This is a genomic window from Microcystis sp. M144S2 (assembly GCF_020246065.1).
Lineage (GTDB): Bacteria > Cyanobacteriota > Cyanobacteriia > Cyanobacteriales > Microcystaceae > Microcystis > Microcystis ichthyoblabe_A.
Genome location: NZ_JADBTR010000104.1, coordinates 1 through 12,490, shown reverse-complemented (window position 1 = coordinate 12,490; position 12,490 = coordinate 1). Strand labels below are relative to the sequence as shown.

The following is a 12,490-nucleotide window of genomic DNA, read 5'->3' as shown; positions in this document are numbered from 1 at the left end:
CCGTAGGGGCGCACCGCGTGCGCCCAACCCCCACCAAAAAACCCCAAAAAACCCAACCCCCCCAAAACCCGTAGGGGCGCACCGCGTGCGCCCAACCCCCACCAAAAAACCCCAAAAAAACCAAATCCCCCAAAACCCGTAGGGGCGCACCGCGTGCGCCCAACCCCCACCAAAAAACCCCAAAAAACCCCAATCCCGTGATTAACCCGATTATTGCCGGCGGACGAACGCAGTTCGATAAACTCACTGACCACAGTTCGCCCCTACAAAATCGACCCGCCTAAGGGCGGGAAAGAAAAGAAAAAAGAAAAAATAGGAAATGAGGGTAAAAAGGGAAAAAAAGAGAAAAAGGGTTACAAAGTCCTCCCAGCACCGCACACCACCCGAAAACCGTAGACGATGCTGACGTCGCGGCGGGTGTCGTAGTTGCGGTAAGCGGAACGGCAGCTAAGTGGACTGGCGTACCAAGAACCGCCCCGCATAGGAGAACGATTATTATTCCCATTTTCTGTCCAGACACTGCCATCCGTCGGCGCACCATCATAATTATCATGCCAAGTATCGGCGCACCATTCCCAGACATTGCCGTGCATATCGTACAGTCCGAAGGCATTGGGGGGAAATTGTCCCACGGGAGTCGTTTGTTGTCGATATTCTCCCTTCGCTTCTTCTGCGTAGGTCTTACTGGCATCGTAGTTGGCCAATTCCCCGGTAATGGTTTCCCCAAAGTAAAATGGGGTGGTGGTTCCAGCACGACAAGCGTATTCCCATTCTGCCTCACTCGGTAGCCGATACTCCCGTTTTGTTTCCCTTGATAGTCGTTTACAGAATTCCGTTGCTTGATACCAGTTGACACTTTCTACGGGTAGCTCATCCCCTTTGAAGTTAGAAGGGTTTGTCTCTAGGTCGATGTCTATTTTAGCGGTTGCGGCGATCGCTTTCCACTGGGACTGGGTGATGGGATAACGTCCCATGTAGAAAGAAGAAACGGTTACTCGATGTTGAGGTCTTTCCCATCTAAATCCTTCCCAATTAAATTTTTTAACCAGTCTTTCGATTTCCTCATCTTCTGTTCCCATCGTGAATGTACCCCCCGGGATGGCGACCATTTCTAGGGTGATGCCGTTGCCCAAATCTTCCCTGAAATATTGGGACTGTTTCGACTCTTTTTTGATTTGCTCACCCTTCGCATTTACTCGCACGATCTCAAAGTTAAATACTGATAACGGTTGTTTTGGCTCTTCTGGAACGATTACCGGTTGTTTTGGCTCTTCCGGTTCAAGCTTGAACTGATAGCCAATTGCTCTTTCTAGTTGCTCAAATCCGTCTTCTTCCCAATAATCAAGCCGGTGAATATCTCGCAGATTCAAGCCAACTTCTGACATTCGCAGATCAGGAATTTCGCATTCTTCTAACCTCATGGGAATAAAAAAAATTGTCCCCGGTAGCATCTCTCCCAAGGTATCAAGTGCAATCCTCAACTCCCGTTGGATGTATCCCTGTTTATTAGCCGATTTCCCTGACAGACAGGCGAGAAAAATCTGACTAGCTTTAATCGCTTTCGGAATTTCATCTCGCCAAATTTGACCCGGAATCAGGTCTTTTTTATCTAACCAAGGTTTATATCCCGCTTGCTTGAGGCGGTTATACAGTGCCAAAACTGCTGGTTTGTCCTCACTGGCATGGGCCAAGAAAATTTGGATCTCTGACTTTTTCATAACTTTTTCTTATGACCACAAGTAGGGGAGAGCCAGATTAACTGGCAGAAAATCTCTAAATAAACCATTTAATTGATTATTACTCATTCTTAATTCTCCTGTCTCCTGTCTCCTGTCTCCTAACTACTGATTCCTCACCAACCAGGACAATTTGGGATTTTTACAGCAAGTCCACTTTCTCACTTTCCCCACCCGCGACCTTTTTCCGTTAGATTATAAATGGATACAAAACTTAACATTTTATCCAGAATCTACCGAGAGGGCAGACCGTGCGGCCAGATACCCTAGAAAATAACCAGCATTCAGCCGATAATTCGCTAGTTCCCGAAGTTATCGCATTTAAACCCGAAATTGAGCCAGAGAAACCCGAATACTCGCCAAAACCGACAAAAACCAACTCTTGGCTATCGGGAGGAAAGGGTTTATTTATCGGTGTGGGATTGGGGGTTTTATTGACCCTAGGGGCGACTCGTTTCACTAATCGACCCCAAACAGCCCAAAACCCCAATACTCAGCCCGTAGCGGCAAAAAATGAAGCACCGGCACAAACAGTAACCACCACTAGGGTAGAATCTACTCCCGTGGCCCGCACCCTGAAAGCGACTGGAAGCGTGGCAGCCGATGAATTAATCCCGATTCTTTCCCAAGCGACAGGACTACAAATCAAAGAAATCTTTGTCGATGAGGGTGATATCGTTAGCCAAGGTCAAATTTTGGCTCGTCTCGATGATACCGTCCTACAAGCGCAATTAACCCAAGCACAGGCTAATGTCGCCCAATCCCGAGCGCGTTTGGCAGAATTGCAAGCGGGGAGCCGTAAAGAGGAGATCGCTGGAGCTAAACAAACTATTCAACGCATAAAAGCCGAAATTAGTCAAGCTCGATCGGATTGGGATTTGGCTAAAAAACGGGTCCAGAGAAACCAAAGTTTAGAAGCGGAAGGAGCGATCGCCCGGGATCGTCTCGATGAAGTCCTCAACGAAGAAAGAAACAAAGCGGCGATCGTACAACAGACCCAATCTCGTTTAGGAGAAGCAGAGCAGCAACTGGCACAATTGCAAGCCGGCAATCGTCCCGAAGTGATCGCCCAAGCTACAGCCCAATTAGCGGAGGCTCAAAGCCGTTTAGCCATTGTTAAAGCCCAATTAAACGAGACGCGCCTGATTTCTCCGGTCAGTGGCAAAATTGCCGAAAGAAATGGCCGCATCGGGGATACCACCAACGGTCAAAATGCTCTCTTTAAAATCATCGAAAATGGGCGTTTAGAGCTAAGATTGCGGGTTCCTGAGAATCAATTGCCCTTAATCCGCGTCGGAGCGCCCGTTACTATCACTTCCGATGCTAATAGCAGTTTAAAATTATCGGGACAGGTGCGCGAAATTAATCCCATCGTCGATGAGGCATCCCGTCAGGCAACGGTTAAAGTCGATTTAACCGACAATACAGGGTTAAAACCGGGGATGTTTTTACGAGGTGCGATCGTGACAAATATTAGCAATAGTTTAACCGTCCCCATGACCGCAGTTTTACCTCAAAAAGATAATCAAGCTCTAGTTTATTTAGTGGAACCTGATAACACCGTTACCGCCAAAACTGTGCAATTAGGTCAAATTATGCCCAATAACCGCGTGGAAATTCTCACCGGTTTACAAGCGGGCGATCGCATTGTGGTCAAAGGGGCAGCCTATCTCGGTGATGGCGACAAAATTACGGCAATCAGCGATCAGTAATCAGTAATCAGTGATCAGTAACCAGTAATCAGTAATCAGTGATCGGTGAAAAGACAGTAGCAAACTGCCATTTGATCAGGCTCACTTAATATATACTGCTCACTCAAAACTTAAAACTTAAAACTCAAATCTGATAACTGATAACTGATAACCGGTAACTGAAAACTCACATCTGGTAACTGATAACTTACCCACTGATAACTGATAACTGATAACTGATAACTGAAATTATGGCTTTTAATATTTCTAATTGGTCTATCAAAAATCCCATTCCGACGATCCTGATCTCCCTGGTTATGGCCCTAATGGGATACATTGCCTTTCTAGGATTAGGGATCGATCGCTCTCCTAATATTGACATTCCGGCCGTGATTATCACCGTTAATCAACCCGGCGCAGGTCCAGAGGAATTGGAAACCCAAGTCACCAAAAAAGTCGAGGACGCGGTGGCTGCCTTGGGTAATATCGATCAAATTACTTCTACCATTAACGAAGGCAGCAGCACCACCACCGTTAACTTTATCCTTGGCACTAACAGCGATCGCGCTACCAATGATGTGCGTAATGCCATAGCGCAAATTCGGCAGGATTTACCCCAAGATACTAACGATCCAATTGTCCAACGTTTAGAATTTGCTGGGGGTGCGGTGATGAACTATACCATCTCCTCCCCGAAAAGATCGATCGCCGAATTAAGTGATCTAGTTGATCGTCAAATTGGCCGCGCTTTAACGGGAGTGCCGGGGGTAGCACGAGTTGATCGCGTTGGGGGAGTTGATCGAGAAGTGCGTGTAGATTTAGATCCCGGCCGTCTGATCGCCTACGGTATCACGGCCACGGCGGTTAATGACCAAATTCGTAGTTTTAATATTAATTTACCCGGAGGGCGCTCGGAAATCGCCGGCAGTGAACAAACTGTCCGCACCCTCGGCAGCGCTGAAACGATCGAAGATTTAAGAAATTATCAAATCTCTTTACCTAACGGTGATAGCGTCCCCTTAAGCAATTTAGGGACAGTTAGCGATAGTTCCAGTGATCCTCGACAAATGGCCCTCTTAGATGGGCAGCCAGTGGTGGGTTTTTCGATTTTACGGGGGACTGGCAGCACCTTGGTGACGGTAGAAACAGCAGTACGCCAAGAAATCGAGAATTTAAAGAAAAAACTGCCCGAAGATATTAAATTTCAATTAATTTTTACCCGTGCTGACTCAATTCGTGCTAGTTACGAAAGCCTTCTTAGCGATCTCCTGATTGGTTGTATGATGACGGTGATCACGGTGGGTCTATTTTTACGCAATTGGCGCGCCACGATTATCACGGGTTTGGCCCTGCCTTTGTCCATTTTCCCGACTTTTTGGGTGATGCAGTCCCTAAATTATACCCTTAACGGTATGACCCTGCTGGCGTTAGCTTTAGCTTTGGGTAATCTGGTCGATGATGCGGTGTGTATGGTGGAGGACATCGATCAACATTTAGCTATGGGTAAAAAACCCCTGCAAGCGGCCTTTGATGCCTCAAAAGAGATTGGATTAGCCGTTTTAGCCAGTGCAGCGGCAATTATGGCGGTATTCCTGCCGGTTGCTTTTATGGGCGGTGTGCCGGGGCAATTCTTTCAACCTTTCGGCGTTACGGTGGCGGTTTCTACCCTATTCTCCAGTTTGATCGCTGTCACCGTCACCCCGATGTTAAGTGCCTATATTTTACAGCCGAAAAAGCTGAAAACCGGTGATAGTAATCCCTCCTCGCGCCCCCGTTTTCGTCCCTACAAAAGTTTGTTAACTTGGGCTTTACGTCATCGAATCCTGACTTTATTGGCGGCTTTGGCCTTTTTTATCGGTAGTTTACAGTTAGTTCCCTTGATTCCAAAAGGGTTATTTAGTTCTGGGGATACTGGATTAAGTACAATCAGCCTAGAATTGCCTCCCGGTGCAACTTTGAATGATACTGTTGCCGTGGCTAATCAGGTGAATAGTTTACTGCAAAAAAATCCCGCCGTCGCTAATGTTTTGGCTATTCCGGGAGATTCGGGACGGGTAAACACGGGGTTAATATATGTTAATTTAGTTCCTAAGGAACAGCGATCGCTAACTCAACGGCAATTTGAGGAACAAACCCGTCGGGATTTCCAGAAGATACCGGGAGCAAGAGTGACTTTTCGGGCGCAGGGGGGAGCAGGAAGCACTAAGGATGTCGCTATTATTTTAAAAAGTGAAAATGGCGATATTTTAACCCAAACTGCCCAAAAATTAGAGCGAGAAATGCGGGCTTTACCCGGTTTTGTCGAGGTAAGTTCCGGGGTAAGTTTAGTTAAACCGGAGATTATTATTCAACCGGATCCTGTCCGGGCTGCTGATCAGGGAGTCTCGGTCAGAGCGATCGCCCGTACTGCATCTTTAGCTTTAATCGGCGATAATGAGTTTAATTTAGCTAAATTTAACCTTGCTGACCGACAAATTCCCATCCGGGTAAAAATTGCCAACGATGGACGCAGCGAGATAGAAACTCTGCAAAATTTGCGCGTTCCTAGCAGTAATGGGACGTTAGTACCGCTTAACTCGGTGGCGACAATTAGCTTAGGTAGTGGACCTGCGGAAATTCAACGCTTTAACCGTCAACGTCAGGTTAATATTGGAGCTAATTTAGAGGGAGTTTCTTTGGGAAGTGCGGTGACACAAATTCGCGCTTTACCAATCATGAAAAACTTACCCCCAGAGGTGACAGAAGAACCCTTTGGTGATGCTCGTATTATGCGCGATATCTTCGCTCGTTTTTTGGGGGCGTTAAGTTTAGCAATTATTTCTATCTATGGGATTCTGGTATTGTTGTATAACAATTTTCTCTATCCCCTAGCGATTTTAACTTCCCTTCCTTTATCGATTGGTGGTACTTTAATCGCTCTTTTAATTACCCAAAAAGAGTTAGGTTTATACGCTTTAATTGGCATAGTTTTACTGATGGGGTTAGTCACTAAAAATGCGATTCTGTTAGTAGATTTTGCCCTGAGTGGCATTGAGTCAGGGAAACCGCAGTTTAAGGCGATGATTGATTCGGGAGTCTCTCGTTTACGACCAATTATTATGACCTCCGTTTCCACAGTTGCCGGGATGTTACCGATTGCTTTAGCTTTAGGTGCAGATGGGGAAATTCGCGCACCGATGGCGATTGCTGTTATTGGTGGTTTTACCACTTCCACCCTATTAACTTTGGTGGTTGTACCGGTAATCTTTACTTATATCGATAGTTTTTACTATTGGTTGCGGGGATTATTTGTTAAACAAAAACCCAAGTCGATTTAGTAGTAAAATATCTTGCTGAAAGCTTGAGAAAAAACCCAGAGAAACTAACCCATGAATCCCTTGACAGTCACACATCAAACTCTATCCCTTCCCCCCATGGGCTGCGGTACTTGGGCCTGGGGAAATCGTCTTCTCTGGGGTTATGATGAGAGTATGGATAGCCAGTTACAAGCGGTTTTTAATCTCTGCGTCGAGCGGGGTGTCACCCTATTTGATACGGGAGACTCCTACGGCACAGGCAAACTCAACGGACAGAGTGAGAAGCTATTAGGACGCTTTACAGGGGAATATACCGGTTATAACGCTGATCATATCCGTATTGCCACCAAACTCGCCCCTTATCCTTGGCGTTTAACCCGTCATGCCATGGTGAAAGCTTGTCAAGCTTCGGCAACCAGATTAGGCCGCCCGGTGGATTTAGTGCAAATGCACTGGTCAACGGGCAATTATGCGCCATGGCAGGAGGGAGGATTATTAGACGGATTGGGGGATTGTCTGGAAAAGGGGTTAGTTAAAGGAGTCGGTTTATCCAATTTTGGACCGAAAAGATTGAAGTCTGCCTATCAAAAGTTTGCCAGTCGCGGCATTCCTATTACCAGTTTACAGGTACAGTATTCTCTCCTTTCTACCTATCCTCTCACTGACTTAGGATTAAAGGAACTATGTGATCAATTGGGCATTAAAATTATTGCCTATAGTCCCTTAGCTTTGGGTTTATTAACGGGGAAATATCGAGATAATAAAAACTTACCCCCAGGATTACGTCGCTTCCTTTTTGGTCAATTAATTCCCGCTATTTCGCCTCTGATAAGTTGTCTAGAAGTTATCGCCCAAGCTAAAAATAAAACCATTAGCCAAGTTGCCTTAAATTGGTGTATTTGTAAGGGAACAATTCCTATCCCCGGAGCTAAAAATATTCGGCAAGCTGAGGATAATCTTGGGGCTTTAGGATGGACTTTAGACAGTGGGGAAATAGCAGAATTAGATAAAATTGCCGCAGGTTTGGATAAAAAAATGGTACAAAATATCTTTCAAACTAAGTAGGGTTGGCTGAAAAAGCTTGTTGGTGGGGTGTGGAACGAACCACAAAGACACAAAGGAAGCAAAGATTGATCGCTTATAAGTTAAACTGATCAGACAAAGAATAAGAGAGCCAATTTCCCCCCGATTACTCGAAGAACTGGCAATTTTTGAGGTCAAAAAAGCCTAAAGATATTATCCAACAAGGTTTTTAGATTTATTCAGCAAACCCTAAGTAATACTAAATCTGGTTATTAAGAACTGATTATTTATTCTCCCTATTGCCTTTTGCCTCTTGCCTTTTGCCTATCCTAACCAAGAAGTTAATTTTGCACGACTACTTATCTTGAGAGACCAATTTTAAGCTGGGACGGGGTTGCAAAGTTCCCCCGTAAGCGACGGCAGTATGAGGAGATAGGACAAGATGAGGAGATATGCCCAAAGAAATTCGATAGATTTCCTCAGCTTTATCAATTAATTGCTGTTTAACTGACTCTTTCGGCAAATTTTGCCGCCAAGCTAGGGGAATCCCCTCGATACCGTTGTACAATCCCGCCCAAATCCCCGCTAAAGTGGTGGTTAATTGCCGTTGATAGGGACTAGAATTAGCACGACGCACGCTCACGGCGAAATCCTCGCTCGTTTGCAGAAAGGTATAGAGAGAAGCTGCGATCGCAATTCCCAAAGGTGAGCTATCTTTCGCCCAAGCCGATAAAATGGACTCTAAGGGATGATTCTGCCCTAAAGCTGACTGAATCTGCTCTAATAGCTTATTCTTGGGGTTAATAGTTAGCAATTGCCCCATTAACTGATTTAAAGGCCTTTTTCCCTGTAATAACAGACCTACCGCCTCTCCCCAAATTATCGCTTCTTGTCGGGTTAACTCGGAAATTAAGCCCTTTTTCAGCCAAAAATTTAATCTAGCTTGCCAACGTTCCCCATGGTCAGGCCAGGTTAAAATCTCCGGCAGTAGCACAAATAATAACGCCGATTCCGACTGCTGCCTAGCTGCGATCGCAATGGGCAAATCTTCCTGAGATTGCAGAGCTTGCAAAAGCAGGGTCGTCCTCGGTGTAGCCTCATAGTTAAAGGCTGGTATTAGGGGCTGATTATGCAATGATTCCCCGATATATGCCCCGATTAACCCTCCCTGAAGGCGTTCGAGGGGTGAAAAGACCTTCTGCATAAATTAGCTCAATTTGCCCGGTAGGTGACTTCCCCGACTTTGCCCGGTTGCCCCAGTTGTTTAGCATTGGCGTTATTAACGGCAACGTAAACCCCGCCAGCATTACCTGCCCTCACGGTTAATTCCCGGTTTGCTTGCCAAGTGCGATGGGTTCCCTGGGGCAGCACACCCTCAAATTCTGTCTTCCCATCCACCACCACCCGCAGCCAGCAGTCATCTTCCAGTTTTACCCCCACCACCAGCTGCTGATTATTGCTGGTTTTGTTGGCTACCGGTTGAAGGGGATTGCTTTTCGGTTGGACAATTTGCTGTTGTGGCAAGGAAGGCGGCGGTAAGCGATTCGATTGCAGTACCGATTTTTGCAGGACGTGGGATAGGGTTTGTACGGAACCAATAACTAAGATTAAATAGAGAAAATAGAGATGAATCGGGCGAATTTGAAGACTTGGCAGCGATAAAGACGGTTTTGTTCCCCTAAAAAAGTTATTGACCTTGGTGGGAAAACGCCGGCTAATCGTCTCACCATCCAGGGACAGACTATCGGCAAATTGTTTGATTAACCAACGAATATAAATCGGTTCGGGCAATGCCTCCAAATCCCCCGCTTCCAGCGCTTCTAGGCGATGGCGCGGGATTAAGGTTTTCTGGGCAATTTCCTCGAGAGAAAGGGACTGTTCTAGGCGATTTTTTTGCAAATAAACGCCGATTTCCAGTAATTTGGTGCGCTGTTTATGCTGGGGATCGAGTTGTGATTGGAGAAGGCGAAACATATCGCTATTAGGGGCTGACTTTCAGCTTAGTTAATCTGGTTCTTTAAATATTTCAGTTCATCAAGGGTTAAAAAACGGTAATCACCCAAGGGTAAGGGGGAATTATTACCAGAGTTTAATTGAATACGACCGATGGCGCTGCGATGAAGTTTCAGGACGCGATAGCCTAACTCTTCGGCTACAGAGCGAATCTGCCGATTTCTTCCCTCCACTAAAATAACTTCTAGTAGGGTTTTTTGGTCGGTTTGCTTGAGTATCTCAACCTGTGCGGGTAAGGTTTTTTTTCCCTCTAAGAGGATACCTTCTCGCCAACGCTGGAGAGCAAGTCTATCAATCGCACCATCTAGCCAAACCCGATAGGTTTTGGGCAAATGATAACGGGGATGGGTGAGGGTGAGGGTCAGTTGACCGTCGTTGGTGAGGAGTAAAGCCCCAGTGGTGTTGATGTCCAACCTGCCTACGGGATGTAACCCTGTCTCGCTGGCAAGGGAGTCGGGCAAAAGGTCGATTACTGTCGGCCGGTTTTGTGGATCCTTACAGGTAGAAACCACACCAATGGGTTTGTTGACCAGTATATACAATCTTTTGGGACGATTGGCCGGTTCAATTTTTTTTCCGTCTATCTCTAGGTGATCTTTTTCTGGGTCGGCTTTTTCTCCTAACTGCACGATTTTGCCATTCCGTCTCACCCGGCCGGCTACGATCATCTCCTCCGCCCTTCTTCGGGAGGCAATTCCCCACTGGGCAAGGATTTTCTGGACTCTCTCCGCCATTTTTTTTTAGTTTTTAACCCTTTCTATCTCCTATTATAGGCATCCTAAAAGGGTTTTTTCGCCCAAATAGTGAAGAAAAACCGAATATCTCCGGCTGCCTCTTTGATTTTTTTTCTTTGAAAACTTCTCAAAAAAAAGAGGAGTAATCCCTTGACTTGGGCGGCGGCTTCGGTTATACTTTTCTTATAATGGGAATCTGTGCGTTCTTTAGTGAACTCTACCACTCCATTGTATATAAAGTCTTATAAAAATATTATTGCAAAAAGCCGTGAAAAAAGCAAGCAAAATTTTGCCGACAATTGTTAAAAAAGTCGGGCTAATTTTTTTTACGGGGGGATATGACTTTAAACGGGTTATTTCTCGGTTATCCAAGCGGTTGAGAGAAGAAAGAGATCGGCAATTGATGGAAGAAATTGTGAATGAATAGAGAAAATCATTACTAATACATTTATCTGTGTTGATTTTAGTTTTATAGATTCTTGTAGGGTGCGTGTTTGCGGCGATAATCTCTGACAAAAAAACAAATTAATAATCCGCACCCCACGCAGCAACTTAATTATTAAATTGGTGCGTTACGCTATCGAATGGCGTACCCTACAGGATTAATGTTAACTTATTTTTCAGGAATAGCAGATAGGATAGCTCGAAGTGCTTTGTTTACATCTTCAGAATTTTTGAAAACTTTAGCGACATCCGATTCTAAGGTAACAGTTATTTTTGTCTCATTTACCTGAGAAGCAAAACGATTAGGATGAGCCTTAGTATAATTAAAATTATATTCAGGAAGTAGGTCATCCTGTAAATTTTGGTTAGTTTTAGAGTCCTGTGTATTTTTCATAGTCTTGGCGTTCCTTTTTGGTTGTTAAACGTGCGCTGATAATACGAATCATTTGATTTTTTTCAGTAAAACAAACTACTAAAAGGCGATTCTTGTCATCGTGTCCGATAATAATTTCTCGTTTTTCACCGACCGAATGCCACTCATCATCAAAAATGTAGGCTAGAGGATCTCGAAAAACAGCCTTGGCTTCTTCAAAATTGATGCCATGCTTTTTGAGATTAAGTTTTGCCTTGGGGTTATCCCACTCAAATTGTAAGTTCATCAACTTAATTATAGTTCAATCTCCTACTAAACGGTACACTTTTAAATTTTAAGTAATTTTTTTTTCATGAGAAACTTCTAACCAGCCTTCTATTGCCTCTTTAACCATGACCATCAAATCATCATAATTTTCTGCCCAAGTATGACAACCAGACAAAGCTAGTACATTTGCACACCAAACATCATCTTCTTGCCAGACAACCACTTTGATATTCATAATAAATATTTTTTATTGACTGATATTTATTTTAAAAATAACATAAATTTGTTTTTTTTGTGTAAGCCTGAGCTTGTAGGGTGCGTGTTTGCGGCGATAATCTCTGACAAAAAAACCAATTAATAATCCGCGCTCCACGCACCAACTTTATTATTAAATTGCTGCGTTACGCTTTGGCTAACGCACCTACGATTTATGTTTATGTTTGTGGCTAAATTGACAAAAGTTGCTCAAAATATAGCCTTAGCAAAATAAATCGGCCTATTCCTAGTTAACCTGAGTTGAGGATAAGCCGAAACCCTAATTTTACCCTAGCTGGTTATCTCTATTCTTTCGTGGAAGTCATGGCAAAATCTCCTTAGTCCGATAATTCTTTGTACCAATGCCATCACACAAATGCCTATCCTCCTCCCTGACACCAGAATTAGGATTGTGCAAATAAACCCGCACCCAATCGCAACTACGCCCCATTAAAGCGTTTAAGTCCTGCATTGTCCTACAATCTTTGTGTATTGCCCTACAACTCTTCTGCATCGCCCTACAATCCTTCTGTATCCTCACAAAGAAGTCTAAACCAAGATTAACGGGATTTTAGGATTAACTGGATTATTTACTTGGAAACTCCTGACAATCTTTTAAGATTGAGCATCCTGAAAATCCTCTAATCCTCAAAATCCT

General features: G+C 44.5%; 11 protein-coding genes. 3 read left to right on the top strand and 8 right to left on the bottom strand.

What is annotated here, in order from left to right; genetic code table 11:
* The coding region (locus IM462_RS12850) for a hypothetical protein (RefSeq protein ID WP_287715263.1) at positions 1–247 on the bottom strand (247 nt) is incomplete at its 3' end.
* A 106-nt stretch (positions 248–353) separates the two neighbouring features.
* On the bottom strand, positions 354–1,718 hold the full coding sequence (locus IM462_RS12845; RefSeq protein WP_287715261.1) for an SUMF1/EgtB/PvdO family nonheme iron enzyme: 1,365 nt from the start codon (positions 1,716–1,718) through the stop codon (positions 354–356).
* Between the two features lie 269 nt (positions 1,719–1,987).
* Between IM462_RS12845 and IM462_RS12840 the strand changes: the two genes are divergently transcribed.
* The 3 genes from IM462_RS12840 to IM462_RS12830 all read left to right on the top strand — a co-directional run bounded on the left by IM462_RS12840 (position 1,988) and on the right by IM462_RS12830 (position 7,788).
* Positions 1,988–3,448 (top strand): efflux RND transporter periplasmic adaptor subunit, encoded by a 1,461-nt coding sequence (locus IM462_RS12840; RefSeq protein ID WP_287700261.1) that lies wholly within the window; start codon positions 1,988–1,990, stop codon positions 3,446–3,448.
* A 230-nt stretch (positions 3,449–3,678) separates the two neighbouring features.
* Positions 3,679–6,744: an efflux RND transporter permease subunit gene (locus IM462_RS12835; protein WP_287700260.1), complete on the top strand. Its 3,066-nt coding sequence runs from the start codon at positions 3,679–3,681 to the stop codon at positions 6,742–6,744.
* 51 nt (positions 6,745–6,795) lie between these two features.
* Positions 6,796–7,788, top strand: coding sequence for an aldo/keto reductase (locus IM462_RS12830; RefSeq protein WP_287700259.1), 993 nt, complete (start codon positions 6,796–6,798; stop codon positions 7,786–7,788).
* 313 nt (positions 7,789–8,101) lie between these two features.
* Here the strand turns inward: IM462_RS12830 and IM462_RS12825 are convergent, their stop codons facing one another.
* The 6 genes from IM462_RS12825 to IM462_RS12800 form a co-directional block, all read right to left on the bottom strand.
* Positions 8,102–8,950 carry an ADP-ribosylglycohydrolase family protein gene (locus IM462_RS12825; protein WP_287700258.1) on the bottom strand — a complete coding sequence of 283 codons (849 nt, stop codon included), beginning with the start codon at positions 8,948–8,950 and terminating at the stop codon, positions 8,102–8,104.
* A gap of 8 nt (positions 8,951–8,958) precedes the next feature.
* A complete protein-coding gene (locus IM462_RS12820; protein ID WP_002780343.1) occupies positions 8,959–9,720 on the bottom strand; it encodes a helix-turn-helix domain-containing protein in 762 nt (253 codons plus the stop codon).
* 26 nt (positions 9,721–9,746) lie between these two features.
* Positions 9,747–10,493, bottom strand: a complete 747-nt coding sequence (locus tag IM462_RS12815) for a pseudouridine synthase (RefSeq protein ID WP_002780344.1) — start codon at positions 10,491–10,493, stop codon at positions 9,747–9,749.
* A 613-nt stretch (positions 10,494–11,106) separates the two neighbouring features.
* Entirely contained in the window at positions 11,107–11,331 is a 225-nt protein-coding gene (locus IM462_RS12810) for a hypothetical protein (protein ID WP_002738113.1), read from the bottom strand.
* A complete protein-coding gene (locus tag IM462_RS12805; RefSeq protein ID WP_287700257.1) occupies positions 11,309–11,596 on the bottom strand; it encodes a BrnT family toxin in 288 nt (95 codons plus the stop codon). Before IM462_RS12805 ends, IM462_RS12810 begins: the two co-directional genes overlap by 23 nt.
* Before the next feature lie 48 nt (positions 11,597–11,644).
* Complete coding sequence (locus IM462_RS12800) at positions 11,645–11,812, bottom strand: type II toxin-antitoxin system HicB family antitoxin (protein ID WP_287700256.1); 168 nt, start codon at positions 11,810–11,812, stop codon at positions 11,645–11,647.
* Between the last annotated feature and the right edge of the window lie 678 nt (positions 11,813–12,490).